Genomic DNA, 18,278 nt, shown 5'->3' with positions numbered 1-18,278 from the left:
TCAGGCACCCAGTAAGCGGATCATTTCAGCTTCATCGATCACGGCAATACCCAGTTCCTGTGCTTTTGCCAGTTTCGAACCCGCCGCTTCACCAGCAATCACCAGATCGGTTTTCTTCGACACGCTACCGGCCACTTTTGCACCTAACTCGGTCAGTCTCGCTTTGGCGTCATCGCGCGACATCAGGCTCAGGCTCCCGGTCAGCACCACTGTTTTACCTGCGAAGGGGCTGTCGATTTCTTCAGCGTTAATGACCACCGGCGCTGGCCAGTGGATCCCCTGCGCCAGCAGTTGAACAATTACCTCGCGGTTGCTCTCTTCGGCGAAGAAATTAAACACGTGCGTCGCCACCACAATGCCGACATCCGGCACTTTTTGCAGCTCTTCAATGGAAGCGGCTTCCAGCGCGTCAAGCGTGCCAAAATACGCCGCCAGACCTGCAGCCGTGGCTTCGCCGACTTCACGAATACCCAGCGCATAGAGGAAACGAGCAAACGTGGTTTCTTTCGCTTTTTCCAGCGCGTTGACCACGTTTTGCGCCGACTTCGGCCCCATACGATCAAGCCCCGTCAGTTTACCGGCGGTCAGCGTGAAGAGATCCGCTGGCGTATGGACATACTCTTTCTCGACCAGTTGATCGATAATTTTGTCGCCCATGCCGTCAACATCGAGCGCGCGGCGGGAAACAAAGTGTTTCAGCGATTCCTTACGCTGTGCTCCACAGATTAAACCGCCGGTGCAGCGAGTAACCGCTTCGCCTTCCACACGTTCAACATCAGAGTTACAAACCGGACAATGCGCTGGAAACACAATTTCGCGGGTATCTTCCGGGCGTTCAGAAAGCACGACGTTCACCACCTGCGGGATGACATCGCCCGCACGGCGAATGACGACTTTATCGCCAATACGCAACCCCAGACGCTCGATTTCATCAGCGTTATGCAGCGTTGCGTTACTGACCAGCACCCCGGCAACCTGGACCGGCTCAAGGCGGGCGACGGGCGTAATCGCCCCGGTACGTCCAACCTGAAACTCAACATCGCGTACGAAAGTCATCTGCTCCTGCGCCGGGAACTTAAAGGCCACAGCCCAGCGCGGCGCGCGGGCAACAAAGCCCAGTTGCTCCTGCAACGCCATAGAGTTGACTTTGATCACCACGCCATCGATATCAAATCCCAGCGTTGGTCGGTCTTCTTCAACCTTGTGATAGTAAGCAAGTACTTCCTCCGGGGAGTCGCAAAGCGCCACTCTGTCGCTTACCGGCAGGCCCCACTCTTTAAATTGCAGCAGGCGGCCCAGATGGGTATCTGGCAGTACGCCGCCTTCCAACACACCAACGCCATAGCAGAAGAAAGTAAGCGGTCGCTTCGCTGTGATACGCGGATCGAGCTGGCGCAATGAACCGGCCGCCGCGTTACGCGGGTTAGCAAACACTTTGTTGCCAGTGCGGCGGGCCTCTTCGTTAATTTTTTCAAATCCGGCCTGTGGCAGGAACACTTCACCGCGCACTTCAAGACGTGAAGGGATGTTTTCGCCACGCAGTTTTAACGGGATCGCGCGAATGGTGCGTACGTTAGAGGTAATATCCTCACCCGTGGTGCCATCACCACGCGTTGCGGCGCTGACCAGCACACCGTTTTCATACAGGATACTGACTGCCAGGCCGTCCAGTTTCAGTTCACAGCACCAGGTCAGTTTATCGGTACTCTTTAGCCTGTCCTGCACGCGCTTGTTGAAAGCGAGAAAACTCTCTTCATCAAACACGTTATCCAGCGACAGCATCGGCACTTCATGGCGAATCTGGCTGAACGCGGTTAACGGCGCTGCGCCAACGCGTTGGGTTGGCGAGTCGGGGGTAACAAGGTCCGGATGCTGCGCTTCCAGCTCGCGCAGTTCGCGCATCAGGCGATCGTATTCCGCATCAGGAATTTCCGGCGCGTCCATCACATGGTAGAGATACTCATGATGGCGAAGCGTGGTTCGCAGTTCTGTCAGTTGTTGTTCGATTGATTCCATATCGCACCATCAATGATAAAAAACCCCCGACAGGCGGGGGTTTAGAAAGGAAATGTCACGCCAGAGGAAAATCAGGCGAGAGATTCTTTAACTTCGCGGATGCGGTCCTGATACTCGCGCAGTTTCTGCGGCGTCATCATGCGACGTTGATCGTCGAGCACCACACCACCCACTTCATCGGCAATGTGCTGTGCGGACTGCAGCATCAGCTTAAAGTTTTGCAGCTCGTCCCCGTAGGACGGAACCTGCATAAAAATAGTCACGCCAGGGGTACTGAAGTCGCCCGTCATTTCTGGGTCAAACGTTCCCGGATTAACCATATTAGCGAGGCTGAACAGCGACGGGCCGCTGCCATCCGGGCTCAAATGACGATGGAAAATATTCATATCGCCAAATTTGAAACCGGCCTGCTGAATGCTGTTGAGCAGCACTTCCCCGTTGAGCTCGCTACCATGATGAGCAGCAACGTTCATAATGATGACCGCTTCTTTACGCTGCGGTTTTTCAGCAACAGGCGCTTCTTCTACTACCGGCTCGGGCTGCGGTTGATGTTCAACAACAGGCTCTGCTGGCTGGAAGGTCTGCGGCGCAGGTTGCGGTGCTTGCTGAGCAGGTTGCTGAACCTGCGGGGCAACAGGTTGCTGCACAGGTGGCTGCTGAACAGGCTGATGTTGCACCGGCTGCTGCGGCTGCTGAACATGCGGCGGCGGTACCGGCGCTTGTGCAGGCTGCTGCGCAGGCTGACGCGGCTGAGCAGACGCATAAGGCGGCTGGTACTGGTGTTGCGGCGACTGAGGAGGAACACCATGTTCCTGCGCATTACCGGGAGCATGATTCACACGATGAACGCGAACTTCGCCCACGCCTTCGTCTTCCTCGACGTTGTCGTCGAACGAATCCTCGTCTTCACGTTTAGACTTCATGCGTTTCAGTGGGCGATCGCGGAATATAGAAGACCGCTCTTTACGGCTAGTCCAAAAACCATGTACCAGTAAAGCGATTATGGCGATCGCGCCAACAATGATTAATATCAGACGCAAATCCTGCATCATTATATTCTCTGTTGTTCTAACACCTTGCCACCACGGCAAACATTTACTCACTAAGAGTATTTGTCGATTACGCCAAGTGCAAGTGTACTCTTGGCTTTCACGGCATAAAGATGAACAAAATTGTGCTTTTTGCTGTTTTTTCGAACATTTCCGAACAGCTTAACGCTCAACAACCCGGTAAGATACGCACAGTTTACCAGAGCTTATATAACAAGGAGTACGTCCTGACCATGGTTTCATCATCTGCAGTTGTACCTCGCAGCGGCCTTTATTACTTTTCTCAGGGATGGAAGCTCATTACCCAACCGGGCATTCGTCGTTTTGTTATTCTGCCTTTGCTGGTGAATATCCTGCTGATGGGCGGCGCATTCTGGTGGTTATTTACACAACTCGGTAACTGGGTTCCCGCGCTGATGAGTCACGTCCCTGACTGGCTTCAGTGGCTCAGCTATTTACTGTGGCCGATTGTGACCATTTCCGTGCTGTTGGTGTTCGGCTACCTGTTCTCCACTATCGCCAACTGGATCGCCGCACCGTTTAACGGTCTGCTGGCTGAACAGCTGGAAGCGCGCTTAACAGGCGCAACACCGCCCGACACCGGCATTCTCGGCATTATGAAAGACGTTCCGCGCATTATGAAACGCGAATGGCAAAAGCTGGCGTGGTATCTCCCGCGCGCCTTCGTGTTGCTGATCCTCTATTTTATTCCAGGCATTGGGCAGACCGTCGCCCCGGTCCTGTGGTTCCTGTTCAGCGCGTGGATGCTGGCCATTCAGTACTGCGATTATCCTTTTGATAACCATAAGGTGCCTTTTAAGGAGATGCGCGTCGCGCTGCGCACGCGCAAGGTGACCAATATGCAGTTTGGCGCGTTGACCAGCCTGTTCACCATGATTCCGGTGCTCAATCTGTTCATCATGCCGGTAGCGGTTTGTGGTGCCACGGCGATGTGGGTAGACTGCTATCGTGCTAAACATGCGTTATGGAAGTAATGCAAAAATGTGTAAAAGCGGGCTGGCTTATGCCCGCTCTTATTCCATACTGCTACGCATTATTTCTCATCAGCATATAGATATGCGAATTCCTTACTTCCCCATACTTTCTCAACAGGTATGCTGAAGCGGTATCCCAATTTCATACAGTTAAGGACAGGCCATGAGTAAGATTTTTGAAGATAACTCGCTGACTATCGGTCATACGCCGCTGGTTCGACTGAACCGTATCGGTAACGGACGCATTCTGGCGAAGGTGGAATCACGCAACCCAAGCTTTAGCGTCAAATGCCGTATCGGTGCCAATATGATTTGGGATGCCGAAAAACGTGGTGTACTGAAACCTGGCGTTGAGCTGGTAGAACCGACCAGCGGCAACACGGGGATTGCGCTGGCCTACGTTGCCGCCGCCCGTGGTTACAAACTGACTCTGACCATGCCGGAAACCATGAGCATTGAGCGCCGCAAGCTCTTAAAAGCGCTGGGCGCGAACCTGGTGCTGACTGAAGGCGCAAAAGGTATGAAGGGCGCAATTCAGAAAGCGGAAGAAATCGTAGCCAGCGATCCGGAAAAATTCCTGCTGCTGCAGCAGTTCAGCAACCCGGCGAACCCGGAAATTCACGAAAAAACCACCGGCCCGGAAATCTGGGAAGATACCGATGGCCAGGTTGATGTCTTTATTTCCGGCGTCGGCACCGGCGGTACGCTAACTGGCGTGACCCGTTACATTAAAGGCACTAAAGGCAAAACCGATCTGATCACCGTCGCGGTAGAACCTACTGACTCCCCTGTTATCGCCCAGGCATTGGCGGGTGAAGAACTCAAACCTGGCCCGCATAAAATTCAGGGTATTGGCGCGGGCTTCATTCCTGGCAACCTTGATCTGAAGCTTATTGATAAAGTCGTTGCCATCACCAATGATGAAGCTATTTCTACCGCGCGCCGCCTGATGGAAGAAGAAGGTATTCTGGCGGGGATCTCTTCTGGCGCAGCCGTGGCTGCCGCGCTTAAGCTCCAGGAAGATGAATCCTTTACCAACAAGAATATTGTGGTTATCCTACCGTCATCGGGTGAGCGTTATCTGAGCACTGCACTGTTTGCCGATCTCTTCACAGAGAAAGAACTGCAACAGTAATGCCAGCATGTTAAAAACGCGTAAAAAAGCACCCTTTGGGGTGCTTTTTTGTGGCCTGCTTCAAATTTTCAACTCTCCTGGCATTGATTCAACCCGCCGGAACTGGTATTTAACCAAACTAATTATTTTGATGCGCGAAATTAATCGTTACAGGAAAGGCGCTAGCTGAATCGATTTTATGATTTGGTTCAACTCTTCCTTTCGCGGCATAATGTTTAATGACGAACGAAACGTCAGCGGCAAGAAGTTGCCAGCAACGGATTGCACCGAACTCCTTTTGTGTCGCGTCCAGTTTACGCCGATGCTAACAATACAGGCTAAAGTTGAACCGCCAGGCTAGACTTTAGTTCCACAACACTAAACCTATAAGTTGGGGAAATATAATGTTCCAGCAAGAAGTTACCATTACCGCTCCGAACGGTCTGCATACTCGCCCTGCTGCTCAGTTTGTTAAAGAAGCAAAAGGCTTTACTTCTGAAATTACTGTGACTTCCAACGGCAAAAGCGCTAGCGCCAAAAGCCTGTTTAAACTGCAGACTCTGGGCCTGACTCAGGGTACCGTTGTCACCCTGTCCGCAGAAGGTGAAGACGAGCAGAAAGCAGTTGAGCATCTGGTTAAACTGATGGCTGAACTCGAGTAAGTTCAACGAGTTCTTTTAAATATCAGTCACAAGTAAGGTAGGGTTATGATTTCAGGCATTTTAGCATCCCCGGGTATCGCTTTCGGTAAAGCATTGCTGCTGAAAGAAGACGAGATCGTCATTGACCGGAAAAAAATTTCTGCCGACAAGGTTGATCAGGAAGTTGAACGTTTTCTGAGCGGTCGTGCCAAGGCATCTGCGCAACTGGAAGCGATCAAAACCAAAGCTGGTGAAACGTTCGGTGAAGAAAAAGAAGCCATCTTTGAAGGGCATATCATGCTGCTCGAAGATGAGGAGCTGGAGCAGGAAATCATAGCCCTGATTAAAGATAAACACATGACGGCTGATGCAGCTGCGCATGAAGTTATCGAAGGTCAGGCCACAGCCCTTGAAGAGCTGGATGATGAATACCTGAAAGAACGTGCGGCTGACGTACGTGACATCGGTAAACGCCTGCTGCGTAACATCCTGGGTCTGGCTATTATCGACCTGAGCGCTATTCAGGAAGAAGTTATCCTGGTAGCCGCAGACTTGACCCCGTCAGAAACCGCACAGCTGAACCTGAACAAGGTGCTGGGTTTCATCACTGACGCGGGCGGACGGACTTCCCATACTTCTATCATGGCGCGTTCTCTGGAACTGCCAGCCATCGTAGGTACGGGTAGCGTCACCTCTCAGGTTAAAAACGACGACTATCTGATTCTGGATGCCGTAAACAACCAGGTTTACGTCAATCCGACCAACGAAGTTATTGAGCAACTGCGCGCCGTTCAGGAGCAGGTTGCTACTGAGAAAGCGGAACTTGCTAAGCTGAAAGATCTCCCGGCTATCACGCTGGACGGACATCAGGTAGAAGTTTGCGCCAACATCGGTACCGTTCGTGACGTTGAAGGCGCTGAGCGTAATGGCGCCGAGGGTGTTGGTCTGTACCGCACCGAATTCCTGTTCATGGACCGTGAATCGCTGCCGACTGAAGAAGAACAGTTTGCCGCGTATAAAGCCGTTGCTGAAGCCTGTGGCTCTCAGGCGGTCATCGTCCGTACCATGGACATCGGCGGCGATAAAGAGCTGCCGTACATGAACTTCCCGAAAGAAGAGAACCCGTTCCTGGGCTGGCGTGCCGTACGTATCGCCATGGATCGTAAAGAGATCCTGCGGGATCAGGTTCGCGCAATCCTGCGCGCCTCTGCTTTCGGCAAACTGCGCATCATGTTCCCAATGATCATCTCTGTTGAAGAAGTGCGCGCACTACGCAAAGAGATCGAAATCTACAAACAGGAACTGCGCGACGAAGGTAAAGCATTTGACGAAAGCATTGAGATTGGCGTGATGGTGGAAACACCGGCAGCGGCAACAATTGCGCGTCATTTAGCCAAAGAAGTTGATTTCTTTAGTATCGGCACCAATGATTTAACGCAGTACACCCTGGCAGTTGACCGTGGTAATGATATGATTTCACACCTTTACCAACCGATGTCGCCATCTGTGCTGACGCTGATCAAGCAAGTTATTGATGCTTCTCATGCGGAAGGCAAATGGACTGGCATGTGTGGTGAGCTTGCAGGCGACGAACGTGCTACACTTCTGTTGCTGGGGATGGGTCTGGACGAATTCTCTATGAGCGCCATTTCTATCCCGCGCATTAAGAAGATTATCCGTAACACGAACTTCGAAGATGCGAAGGTGTTAGCAGAGCAGGCTCTTGCTCAACCGACAACGGACGAGTTAATGACGCTGGTTAACAAGTTCATTGAAGAAAAAACAATCTGCTAATCCACGAGATGCGGCCCAATTTACTGCTTAGGAGAAGATCATGGGTTTGTTCGATAAACTGAAATCTCTGGTTTCTGATGATAAGAAAGACACCGGAACTATTGAGATTGTTGCTCCGCTCTCTGGCGAGATCGTCAACATCGAAGACGTGCCGGATGTAGTTTTTGCTGAAAAAATCGTTGGTGATGGCATCGCTATCAAACCAACCGGTAACAAAATGGTCGCCCCTGTTGATGGCACCATCGGCAAAATCTTTGAAACCAACCACGCTTTCTCTATCGAATCCGACAGCGGCATTGAGCTGTTTGTTCACTTCGGTATTGATACCGTTGAACTGAAAGGCGAAGGCTTTAAGCGCATCGCTGAAGAAGGTCAGCGCGTCAAAGTGGGCGACCCGGTTATTGAATTCGATCTGCCGCTGCTGGAAGAAAAAGCCAAGTCTACCCTGACTCCGGTTGTTATCTCCAACATGGACGAAATCAAAGAGCTGATCAAACTGTCCGGTAGCGTGACAGTGGGTGAAACTCCGGTTATCCGCATCAAGAAGTAATTCTTGCTGCAGAGAAGAATGGCGCCTGATGGCGCCATTTTTTTATCTGGCAGACCTCAAAATCTGCCGGATAACGCTAAATTTGTGAGGTGACTGGTCGGTAACACGCCTCGCGCATCAGGATTTTCATCCCTTCCGGCCCGCTTTCCAGCATCCGTCGCTCCGAATCCGCCACTAACAGTTCACAATTGTAGCCACCCGCGATGCCAAACATGGCCCGCGCCACACAGATATCTTCCAGCGCCGTTGCCCCGCTGGTGTCAAAATGTCCAACCATACGCCCATTCTGGCGAACCACCAGCCGGTAACTCTTCATCGCGCCTCCCCTGCCGGTGGCAGAATTAACTCATCACAACCGCACAGATTGGTCCATTTCATCACTTCCAGTACGCGCTGTGCTGCATCGTGCGTCGCGGTTGTCAGCGCTTTACCCAGCACAATACCGCTCACCAGTTCAGCACAAAACAGATCGCCAGTTCCCTTCAGATCCGTTTTAACCCGTGGATGAGCGAACACCTCAACCGTTTCAGCCGTCACTACCGCCACGTTAATAATATCTTCGCTATCCCCCGGCGCGCTGGTGATCACCACCCATTTCAGCGTTTCGGTAAGCAGCGATTGCGCCGCCGTGATGGCTTCATCAAGCGTACGACACGGCTTTCCGCTCAGCATTTGCAGTTCAAACACGTTCGGCGTCAGTCCCTGAGCCAGCGGCAGCAGGTGCTGACGGTAGGCCTGCGGAATTTCAGCTTTTACATACATACCGCTGTCCGTATCGCCAATCACCGGGTCAACCAAAATGCACACTGTCGGATGCGTAGCCCGCACCGTTTTCAGCCACTGTGCTAACAGAGCGATTTGCTCTGCACTGCCCATATAGCCTGTAGTCACCGCCTTCAGCTCGCGCAAAGCATCACGCTCATTCAAGGCGCGGAGATACCCGCTAAACCAGTCGGCCGGAATAACGCCGCCGTAAAATGTTTCATAATGCGGGGTATTACTGAACAGCACCGTTGGCACTGCCGTCACGCGTAATCCCTGCGCTTTAATGGCCGGAACGGCGATGCTGTTGCCTACGCTGCCATAAACCACCTGTGACTGGACGGCGACGATATCGGTCTGTAACGCCCGATGCTTGTCGCCGAAGAGCACTGACTGAATATCACTCCCCTGCTCCATAAATTTCTCCTCTCGCTGGACAGCGGGCTTACGCCTCACTATTATCGTCATATGCTAAAATTCATTTTGTCATAGGTCAATAATGATCGACGGAAAAACCGCTAACGAAATTTTTGACAGTATTCGTCAACATGTCGCTACAGGCACGTTGGCAGCAGGAGAAACGTTGCCGCCGGTGCGTGAACTGGCAACAGCATTGAACGTTAACCGTAATACTGTCGCGGCGGCTTATAAACGCCTGGTCACCTCCGGGCTGGCACAAAGCCAGGGACGTAACGGCACGGTAATCAAGGGGATTTCAGCCCCCGTTGCGCTGGAAGGCGGCAATCCGGATACCGCGCTTATCGATCTTTCCGGCGGTAATCCAGCCCCCGCGCGTCTTCCCGACCTCAGCCGTTATTTCGCGCAAATAAATAAGAATCCTCGTTTGTACGGTGATGCCGCTGTATCACCCGGCCTTAAGGCGTGGGCCGCGCAATGGATGCAAGATGCGATGCCAGCCACGGGAGAAATTGATATCACCAGCGGCGCCATTGATGCCATTGAGCGGCTGCTGTGCGCCCATTTACTGCCTGGCGACAGCGTTGTGGTAGAAGATCCATGCTTTTTGAGCAGCATCAACATGCTGCGTTATGCCGGATTCTCCGCCAGTCCGGTCAACGTTGACAGCGAAGGCATGCAGCCAGACATGCTGGAAATCGCGCTACAGAAAGGCGCGCGGGCGGTGATTCTGACGCCGCGCGCCCATAATCCGACAGGATGCAGTCTGAGCGCATCCCGCGCGGCGCAATTGCAGGAAATCCTGGCCCGCTATCCCCAGACGCTGGTGATCGTCGACGACCACTTTGCGCTGCTGTCCGCATGCCGTTGGTATCCGGTGATTGCGAAGGAAACAACGCACTGGGCGATTGTCCGCTCAATGTCGAAAACTTTAGGCCCGGATTTACGCCTGGCCATCGTCGCCAGCGATCCACTCACTTCCGCGAAACTGCGTTTACGGCTCAACGCCGGCAGTCAGTGGGTCAGCCATCTGCTGCAGGATCTGGCCTGCGCCTGCCTGAGTGACGAGACTTATCAACACACGCTGGCGCAAACTCAGCAGTTTTACGCCGCCCAGCAGCAAAAGCTGGCAGCAGCTCTGCGGCTTCATGGCATTACGCTGCCCGACAGCGACGGTCTTAATCTGTGGCTGCCGCTAGAAGATAACAGCCAGGCGATCGCTTTTGCGCTGGCAAAGTCCGGCTGGCTGGTACGTGAAGGCGAAGTGTTTGGCGTCAATACGCCTGCGCATGGCCTGCGCATTACACTGTCAACATTAGCAGACAGCGACATTGATAAGCTGGCGACTGATATCCATCAGGCGCTAAAGCGCTAACAGGAGAGGAAAAGTGCGAGTTCATTTTGTTATTCATGAGTCTTTCGAATCTGCTGGCGCGTACCTGCCGTGGGCCGAATCACGCGGCTATACCATCAGTTGGTCGCGCGTTTACGCCGGAGAAACTGTTCCCGCTAATGCCGATGGCTTCGATATGCTGGTGGTATTTGGTGGGCCACAATCACCCCGCACCACGCTCGCAGAGTGCCCATACTTTGACTCTCAGGCAGAGCAACATCTGATAAACCAGGCGATTGCGGCACGAAAAATCGTGGTGGGGATCTGTTTGGGGTCGCAGTTAATCGGCGAAGCACTGGGCGCGAAGGTGTGCCAAAGCCCGGAAAAAGAGATTGGTCACTATCCGATCGCCCTGACCGAGACAGGCCAACAGCATCCGTTGTTCAGCCATTTCGGCTCACCGCTCAACGTGGGTCACTGGCACAATGACATGCCGGGATTAACCGACCAGGCGACAATTCTTGCCACAAGCGAGGGATGTCCGCGACAAATCGTGCAATACGGTAATTTCGTCTATGGTTTTCAGTGCCATATGGAGTTTACCGCCGAAGCGGTCGAAGGATTAATTCAGCACTCTGAGCAAGAACTGGCCGAAGCGAAAGGGAAACGCTTTATTCGCGCTGTTGAAGAGATGCGCACCTGGGATTACCAGCAGATGAATGAGACGCTGTGGCAATTCCTTGATAAGTTGGTAGAAAAACGTAACGATTGAACAGTGCGGGCCGGAGAAGACGCTTTGCGTCGTCATCCGGCGATCCTGCCGTACGGTTGCCTGCTAGCGCTACGCTTATCAGGCCGACAAATTAAATACCTAATCCCTGGCTGAAATGCTCTTCGCCAAAGACCCCGGTGGAAAGGTAGCGATCGCCGCGATCGCAGATGATCGCCACCACCACCGCCCCCGGTGTCGCGCGCGCCACGCGTAACGCGCCCGCAACCGCGCCGCCAGAACTCACTCCGCAAAAAATCCCTTCGCGAACGGCCAGTTCACGCATGGTGTTTTCCGCATCGTTCTGATGAATATCCAGCACCTCATCCACCAGCGAGGCGTTGAAAATGCCCGGCATATATTCCGCCGGCCAGCGACGAATGCCCGGAATACTACTGCCTTCTTCCGGCTGCAGGCCAACGATGGTGACGGGTTTTTCCTGTTCACGCAGAAAACGCGATACGCCTGTAATGGTGCCTGTCGTCCCCATGCTGGAGACGAAATGGGTAATACGGCCTGACGTCTGCTGCCAGATTTCGGGTCCGGTAGTCGTGTAGTGCGCATACGGGTTATCAGGATTATTAAACTGATCGAGAAGTTTACCTTCTCCGCGCTGCGCCATCTCAAGGGCTAAATCACGCGCCCCTTCCATCCCCTGCTCTTTGGTCACCAGAACCAGTTCAGCCCCGTAAGCACGCATCGCCGCACGTCGCTCCTGGCTCATGTTGTCTGGCATCAGGAGCTTCATGCGGTAGCCTTTCAGCGCGGCAATCATCGCCAACGCTATACCCGTATTACCGCTGGTGGCCTCAATCAGCACGTCGCCTGGCTGAATTTCCCCGCGCTTTTCCGCTTCAACGATCATCGACAACGCCGCGCGGTCTTTCACCGAACCTGCGGGATTATTGCCTTCCAGCTTGACCCAAATTTCACTGCCGTTATCCGCCGTCAGACGTTGTAATTTCACCAGAGGCGTATTGCCAATTGTTTGTTCTAATGTGTTCACGTTTTCAGCTCAATAAAATGCCGGATGGCGCTGCGCTTACCCGGCTTACAGGTCATGCACCACCCGTTAAGCCCGGTAAGCGCAGCGCCACCGGATGATAACTATACGAATTAACCTATCAGGCACTTTGCGCCAGGGCAAGTTCCTCTTCACGCGTTTCAATACGCTGGTCGCCATTATACAAACGCGCATTTTGCAGCCCAACAAACAGACGTTCGCCGCGGTTCGGGGAATCATCGCCCTGCATAATCACCGTCAGCGGTTCGTTATACCACCCCAAGGGTTGCACAACTAATTGGGTGTAGTGTCCTTTCGGGCTGGCTTCCAGCACCTGCACCGGCAACGGCGAATCCAGACTGGTACGACGGCTGACGTCCACTTCCCACGGACGCAGGAACAGATCCACCGGACCCTGATAGCCAGGCGTATAGCCCAGCGGCCAACGATGTGCGCCCACGTGGAATTGTCCACCGCGAATCGTCCCTTGCAGGCGGTTAACTTCACCCATAAATTCCAGGACAAAACGGGTAGCCGGTTCGCGCCATACCTGATCGGGCGCATCGGCCTGCTCGATATGACCCTGGCTCATCACCACCACGCGGTCTGCGACTTCCGTCGCTTCTTCCTGATCGTGGGTAACAAACACGCTGGTGAACTTCAGCTCTTCATGCAACTGACGCAGCCAGCGACGCAGCTCTTTACGCACCTGAGCATCGAGCGCGCCAAACGGCTCGTCGAGCAACAAGATCTGCGGCTCTACCGCCAGCGCACGCGCCAACGCCACGCGCTGCTTTTGCCCACCGGAAAGCTGTGCCGGGAAACGGTCCGCCAGATGAGCCAGTTGAACCATCTCCAGCAGTTTGATCACCTTTGCTTTGATCGTCGCCGCATTCGGGCGCTCCCGCCGTGGCAGAACAGTCAGACCAAAAGCGATATTGTCGAAAACGGTCATATGACGAAACAGCGCATAGTGCTGAAACACGAACCCCACCTTACGGTCGCGGGCGTGCAAACGACTGACATCAGTGCCGTGGAAACGGATATGCCCGCTGGACTGATGCTCCAGCCCGGCGATGATGCGCAGCAACGTAGTTTTGCCCGATCCGGAAGGCCCCAACAGAGCGACCATCTGACCTGAAGGAATATCCAGCGAGATATCGTTCAGCACCTGGGTGCGACCAAAAGACTTCTTAATATTGGCAATCTCAATGCTCATGATTTTCCTCCTGCTGCGCGCGTTTCTCCTGGTTTTCCAGGCGCCATTGCAACATGCTCTTCAAAAACAGGGTAATAATCGCCATCAGCGTTAATAGCGCCGCGGCGGTAAAGGAGCCGACTGTGTTGTAGTCCTGCTCCAGTAATTCAATCTGTAACGGCAGAGACAAAGTTTCACCGCGAATCGAGCCAGAAACCACCGATACCGCGCCGAACTCGCCAATCGCACGGGCGTTGGTCAGCACCACGCCGTACAGCAATGCCCAACGGATATTCGGCAGCGTAACGCGACGGAACATTTGCCAGCCGGAGGCGCCAAGCAGAACCGCCGCCTCATCTTCATGGCTGCCCTGGCTTAACATTACCGGCACCAGTTCGCGCACCACAAACGGACAGGTCACGAACACCGTCACCAGCACCATTCCCGGCCAGGCAAACATAATTTGCAGGTTGTGTTCATCCAGCCATCCGCCAAGCGGGCCGTTAGAGCCGTAAAACAGCAGATAGACCAGGCCGGCGACCACCGGTGAAACGGCAAACGGAATATCCAGTAACGTGAGCAACAACTGGCGTCCAGGGAAGTTAAAGCGGGTCACCAGCCAGGCCAGTAACACGCCAAACACCAGGTTCACCGGCACCGCAATCAGCGCAATCAGCACCGTCAGCCAGATGGCGTGCAGCATGTCCGGATCAGCCAGGTTGTGTAATACCGGCATCAACCCCTTGCTGAACGCCTGCACGAAGATATAAACCATCGGCACCAGCAAAATAAAGGCGGATACCAGCATGCCCGTGCCGATCAGAAACCATTTCCCCCAGTTGATGCGGGGTGCGCCATAACGTTTCAATTGGGTAATGTCTGCCATCAGTGACCTACCACGCGTCGACCAAAGCGACTTTGCAGGGTGTTAATTGAAAACAGCAGCAGCAACGAAGCCCCGAGGATCACAGATGCAATCGCGCTGGCGGCCGGGTAGTCAAACTCCTGCAAACGAACAAAAATCATCAGCGAGGTCACTTCCGTTTTCCATGCGATGTTTCCGGCGATAAAGATAACCGCGCCAAACTCACCGAGGCTGCGGGTAAACGAGAGCGCAACGCCCGCGACTAGCGCGGGAGACAGCTCCGGCAGTACCACTTTACGAAAGCTCTGCCAGCGCGTAGCGCCGAGCGTTTCCGCCGCTTCTTCATACTCCGGACCTAACTCTTCCAGCACCGGCTGCACGGTACGCACCACGAATGGAATGCTGGTAAAAGCCATCGCCACCGCAATGCCAAGCCAGGTGTAGGTCACTTTAATATCCAGCTTCGCCAGCCACTCGCCGTAGAAACCATTGACCGAAAAAAGCGATGCCAGCGTCAGACCTGCTACCGCCGTAGGCAGCGCAAACGGCAGATCCATCAGCGCATCCAGCAGCGTACGGCCCGGAAAGCGATAGCGGGTTAAGATCCACGCCATCAGCAAACCAAACACGCCGTTAAAAATCGACGCCACAAACGCCGACAGCAGCGTCACTTTATAAGCCGCCACCACCTGCGGGTTGGTAATCACATCCCAGTATTGCGCCCAGCTCATTTGCGCCAATTGCATCACCAGCGCGCTAAGCGGCAGCAGCAAAATCAGGCAGACAAACAGTAAGCTGGTGCCCAAACTTAAGGTAAAGCCGGGCAGCACGCGTCGGGAAGAAACAGCAAACATTTACTTACGCCCCGCCGCCAACAGTTTGTCCAACTCACCGCCGCTGACAAAGTGCGTTTTCATTACCTCAGGCCACGAGCCAAACCTGTCTTCCACGCGGAAAAGTTCGGTCTGCGGGAATTTATCCTGCAGTTTGTCCATCACCTGCGGGTTATTCACGCGGTAGTAGAAATCGGTAATGATGGTTTGCGCCTGCGGGCTGTACAGCCAGTTCAGGTAAGCTTTTGCCGCTTTTTCAGTACCGTTAGCCTGCACATTTTTATCTACCCAGGCCACCGGGAACTCCGCCAGAATGTTGACCTTCGGCACCACCACTTCGAAGCCCTGGTCTTCATACTGTTTACGGATGTTGTTCACTTCTGATTCAAAGGTGATCAGCACATCGCCCAGGCCGCGTTCCACGAATGTGGTGGTTGCCCCGCGACCGCCGGTATCAAACACTTCCACGTTTTTCAGAAACTGGGTCATGAACTGTTCAGTTTTGGCTTTATCCCCACCATCCGCTTTATCTGCCGCGCCCCACGCAGCCAGATAGGTATAACGCGCGTTACCGGAGGTTTTCGGATTAGGGAAAATCAGTTTCACGTCCGGGCGAACCAGGTCGTTCCATTCGTGGATATTTTTCGGGTTACCCTTACGCACCAAAAACGCCATGGTGGAATAGAATGGCGAACTGTTATTCGGCAGACGACTTTGCCAGTCGGCCGGGATCAGCTTGCCTTTGTCATGCAGGATCTGTACATCGGTCACCTGGTTATAGGTCACCACATCGGCTTTCAGCCCCTGCAGAATCGCCAGCGCCTGTTTTGATGACCCGGCATGAGATTGTTTAATCGTCAGTTTGTCACCGCCGTTATCCTTCGCCCATTGCTGTTCAAACGGCGGGTTAAGGGCGGCAAACAGCTCACGAGAGACATCGTATGAACTGTTCAGCAGGTCCGTTGCCTGCGCCTGCCCCACCAGCAACAGCATTGCTGCCAGCGTCAGGGTTCTTTTTTTCAGTAAGTTAACGGCCATTGCGCACCCTTATAAATTTAATGACTTTCTTATGGTCATCATATTTATAACCAGTGCTAAAGGAGTAACGGTTTTATATACCGTTTGATGATTTGAAAGTTGAAAAGAGAATAAGGGTACCTCCTCCCCAGCGCACGGGGAGGAGACCGGCATCAATCAGACGCCGACGCTAACGCTTTCAGGCAGGGTGCTGCCGCCATCAATCACGTTTTGCGTGCCAGTCAAGTAACTGGACTCATCCGACGCCAGGAATGCCGCCAGTTCACCAACCTCAAGTGGGCAGGCCAAGCGGCGCATCGGGATCGCTTTTGCCATTTCGACTAATACGGATTCAGGATCCTCCGGATTAGACTGACGAGCGATATTTTCCGCCATCGGCGTACGAACGTAGCCCGGGCAAATAGCATTAACGCGAATGCCGGACTGCGCGTATTCCACCGCCAGAGATTTGGTCAAACCGATGATTGCGGCTTTCGACAGCGCGTAGGCCGTTTCGCCCGGATCGGCAACCATATCGCCGGTCACAGAGGACATCATTACGATGCGCCCGTCTTTGCGCGCAATCATCTCCGGCAGAACGGCTTTCGTCACGTTCCAGACGCCTTTAATGTTGATATCAATGTGGAAATCGCGATCTTCATCGCTCATATCAAGGAAGTTGCCGAGGCGACATACGCCCGCATTGTTGACCAGAATATCGATTTTGCCTTCAATCTTCTTCGCGCGTTTTACCGCTTCCGTGACCGACGCAAAATCTCTGACGTCAGCGTGTACGGCGGTGCAACGGTGCCCGCGCCCAGCCAACTCATCCGCCAGTTTTTCAATCTCATCGGAGATATCCAGCAGGATTAGGTTCGCGCCATGGCGGGCAAATGTTCTGGCGATCCCTTCGCCAATACCCTGAGATGCGCCCGTAATCAATGCTGTTTTGCCCGTGAGTTTTCCCATTTCAATATTCTCCTTTTGAATATGAAGCATTCGCTTCATTCACGCAGAAGATACAGCAATAACAAATAAGTGCTGAGGAATAGCTCACTAAATCAGGTTAATCTCAGGTAAAAAAATCCCCGGCGTTGCGGGGACCCAACGGTAAACATACTCTGACCAGGTTAACAGAAGACTTACAGCCGTTTTTCCAGCAAATGTGCTCTCATCAACTCCGATGCCATCTGCGCATCCCCTTTTTTAATATGAAGCAGTATTTCCCTCTGTTTTGCCGCCGTATCAAGAAAATACTGACGATCGTTCGCAGGTAACGACTCCCTTGTTTTCTCAAAATAAGTAATGAGGACATCAGAGAAAACCTGCAGCACCCGGTTGCCACTCGCCTGTAGCAAGAGCAAATGAAAATCTCTATCGTGACGATCGGCCACCTGGGGGTTATCCGCATTCTCTTCAATAAGCCTTAGCTCATTTTCAAGTTTGGAGAGCATCGCCGGAAAAATTCTACGCGTTGCCAGAGGGATAATCGCGCACTCAATCAGGATCCTTGCCTCTGTAAATTCTGTGATATCAAACCCAGACAAATCAAACTGCATTAACAACTGGTGATTTATGTTGTGCTGTTCCAAATTCTTCAAGACGCTGCCACGACGAGGAGATCGTTCCAACATTCCCATCTGTACCAGTGTGCTGAGCGCCTGACGAACTTTATATCTTGATGTATTAAAACGAACGGCAAGCTCAGTTTCAGTTTCAATGCGACCATCAGCATTGCGGTTAGCATCATCAAGCAGATAATTTTTAATACTTTCAAACAGTTCGTTTTTGTTATCCATAAACACTCTCGGATTAAAGTGCTGCAAAACTGATGAGTATAAATAATCTAATAAGTTAGATTGCTTAATATACTGTTATGGTAAGATTATAGCCCCTATTATTCAAATTATACCAAGCCATTT

The 18,278-nt window shown here is 53.0% G+C and carries 18 protein-coding genes; 7 read left to right on the top strand and 11 right to left on the bottom strand.

The annotated features are described in order from the left end of the window. Together ligA and zipA are read right to left on the bottom strand one after the other, a co-directional pair. Nucleotides 1-2,016, bottom strand: coding sequence for an NAD-dependent DNA ligase LigA (gene ligA / locus OGV52_RS21260; RefSeq protein WP_049282268.1), 2,016 nt, complete (start codon nt 2,014-2,016; stop codon nt 1-3). A gap of 71 nt (nt 2,017-2,087) precedes the next feature. Then, a complete protein-coding gene (gene zipA, locus OGV52_RS21255; protein ID WP_047499827.1) occupies nt 2,088-3,068 on the bottom strand; it encodes a cell division protein ZipA in 981 nt (326 codons plus the stop codon). Nucleotides 3,069-3,298: 230 nt separating this feature from the next. Between zipA and cysZ the strand changes: the two genes are divergently transcribed. The 5 genes from cysZ to crr all read left to right on the top strand — a co-directional run bounded on the left by cysZ (nt 3,299) and on the right by crr (nt 8,159). Next, the gene (cysZ, locus tag OGV52_RS21250) at nt 3,299-4,060 is read left to right on the top strand and encodes a sulfate transporter CysZ (RefSeq protein ID WP_016153924.1); all 762 of its coding nucleotides are present in this window, start codon (nt 3,299-3,301) and stop codon (nt 4,058-4,060) included. Between the two features lie 163 nt (nt 4,061-4,223). Continuing rightward, entirely contained in the window at nt 4,224-5,195 is a 972-nt protein-coding gene (gene cysK / locus OGV52_RS21245) for a cysteine synthase A (RefSeq protein ID WP_005121957.1), read from the top strand. 383 nt (nt 5,196-5,578) lie between these two features. Beyond that, entirely contained in the window at nt 5,579-5,836 is a 258-nt protein-coding gene (gene ptsH / locus OGV52_RS21240; protein WP_002913505.1) for a phosphocarrier protein Hpr, read from the top strand. Between the two features lie 45 nt (nt 5,837-5,881). Then, the gene (gene ptsI / locus OGV52_RS21235) at nt 5,882-7,609 is read left to right on the top strand and encodes a phosphoenolpyruvate-protein phosphotransferase PtsI (RefSeq protein WP_016153925.1); all 1,728 of its coding nucleotides are present in this window, start codon (nt 5,882-5,884) and stop codon (nt 7,607-7,609) included. A 40-nt stretch (nt 7,610-7,649) separates the two neighbouring features. After that, nucleotides 7,650-8,159, top strand: coding sequence for a PTS glucose transporter subunit IIA (gene crr / locus OGV52_RS21230; protein WP_000522253.1), 510 nt, complete (start codon nt 7,650-7,652; stop codon nt 8,157-8,159). A gap of 76 nt (nt 8,160-8,235) precedes the next feature. On the opposite strand, the gene OGV52_RS21225 is transcribed toward crr, so the two are convergent. Together OGV52_RS21225 and pdxK are read right to left on the bottom strand one after the other, a co-directional pair. After that, complete coding sequence (locus OGV52_RS21225) at nt 8,236-8,475, bottom strand: hypothetical protein (protein WP_016153926.1); 240 nt, start codon at nt 8,473-8,475, stop codon at nt 8,236-8,238. Continuing rightward, on the bottom strand, nt 8,472-9,338 hold the full coding sequence (pdxK, locus tag OGV52_RS21220; protein WP_047499829.1) for a pyridoxine/pyridoxal/pyridoxamine kinase: 867 nt from the start codon (nt 9,336-9,338) through the stop codon (nt 8,472-8,474). Before pdxK ends, OGV52_RS21225 begins: the two co-directional genes overlap by 4 nt. An 82-nt stretch (nt 9,339-9,420) precedes the next feature. Here pdxK and ptsJ point away from each other — a divergent pair, with 82 nt between their 5' ends. Next, nucleotides 9,421-10,713 carry a MocR-like B6 salvage transcription factor PtsJ gene (gene ptsJ, locus OGV52_RS21215; protein WP_016153928.1) on the top strand — a complete coding sequence of 431 codons (1,293 nt, stop codon included), beginning with the start codon at nt 9,421-9,423 and terminating at the stop codon, nt 10,711-10,713. Nucleotides 10,714-10,726: 13 nt separating this feature from the next. Then, on the top strand, nt 10,727-11,443 hold the full coding sequence (locus OGV52_RS21210; RefSeq protein ID WP_287109117.1) for a type 1 glutamine amidotransferase: 717 nt from the start codon (nt 10,727-10,729) through the stop codon (nt 11,441-11,443). A 91-nt stretch (nt 11,444-11,534) separates the two neighbouring features. Here OGV52_RS21210 and cysM read toward each other — a convergent pair whose 3' ends face one another. The 7 genes from cysM to OGV52_RS21175 form a co-directional block, all read right to left on the bottom strand. Continuing rightward, on the bottom strand, nt 11,535-12,446 hold the full coding sequence (cysM, locus tag OGV52_RS21205; protein WP_094761078.1) for a cysteine synthase CysM: 912 nt from the start codon (nt 12,444-12,446) through the stop codon (nt 11,535-11,537). A gap of 118 nt (nt 12,447-12,564) precedes the next feature. Then, nucleotides 12,565-13,662, bottom strand: a complete 1,098-nt coding sequence (cysA, locus tag OGV52_RS21200) for a sulfate/thiosulfate ABC transporter ATP-binding protein CysA (RefSeq protein ID WP_049282272.1) — start codon at nt 13,660-13,662, stop codon at nt 12,565-12,567. Then, on the bottom strand, nt 13,652-14,527 hold the full coding sequence (gene cysW, locus OGV52_RS21195; RefSeq protein ID WP_016153932.1) for a sulfate/thiosulfate ABC transporter permease CysW: 876 nt from the start codon (nt 14,525-14,527) through the stop codon (nt 13,652-13,654). Before cysW ends, cysA begins: the two co-directional genes overlap by 11 nt. Further along, nucleotides 14,527-15,360 (bottom strand): sulfate/thiosulfate ABC transporter permease CysT, encoded by an 834-nt coding sequence (cysT, locus tag OGV52_RS21190; RefSeq protein ID WP_003038061.1) that lies wholly within the window; start codon nt 15,358-15,360, stop codon nt 14,527-14,529. Before cysT ends, cysW begins: the two co-directional genes overlap by 1 nt. Beyond that, nucleotides 15,361-16,377, bottom strand: a complete 1,017-nt coding sequence (locus OGV52_RS21185) for a sulfate ABC transporter substrate-binding protein (protein ID WP_047499838.1) — start codon at nt 16,375-16,377, stop codon at nt 15,361-15,363. Nucleotides 16,378-16,533: 156 nt separating this feature from the next. Further along, the gene (gene ucpA, locus OGV52_RS21180) at nt 16,534-17,325 is read right to left on the bottom strand and encodes an SDR family oxidoreductase UcpA (RefSeq protein ID WP_016153934.1); all 792 of its coding nucleotides are present in this window, start codon (nt 17,323-17,325) and stop codon (nt 16,534-16,536) included. A 173-nt stretch (nt 17,326-17,498) separates the two neighbouring features. After that, nucleotides 17,499-18,155: a FadR/GntR family transcriptional regulator gene (locus OGV52_RS21175; RefSeq protein WP_016153935.1), complete on the bottom strand. Its 657-nt coding sequence runs from the start codon at nt 18,153-18,155 to the stop codon at nt 17,499-17,501. Nucleotides 18,156-18,278: the final 123 nt, after the last annotated feature.

This window comes from Citrobacter sp. Cb041 (assembly GCF_030336655.1).
GTDB classification, from domain to species: Bacteria; Pseudomonadota; Gammaproteobacteria; order Enterobacterales; family Enterobacteriaceae; genus Citrobacter; species Citrobacter braakii.
Note: the sequence above shows the minus strand (reverse complement) of the source record. Positions and strands in the feature narration are given on the sequence as shown.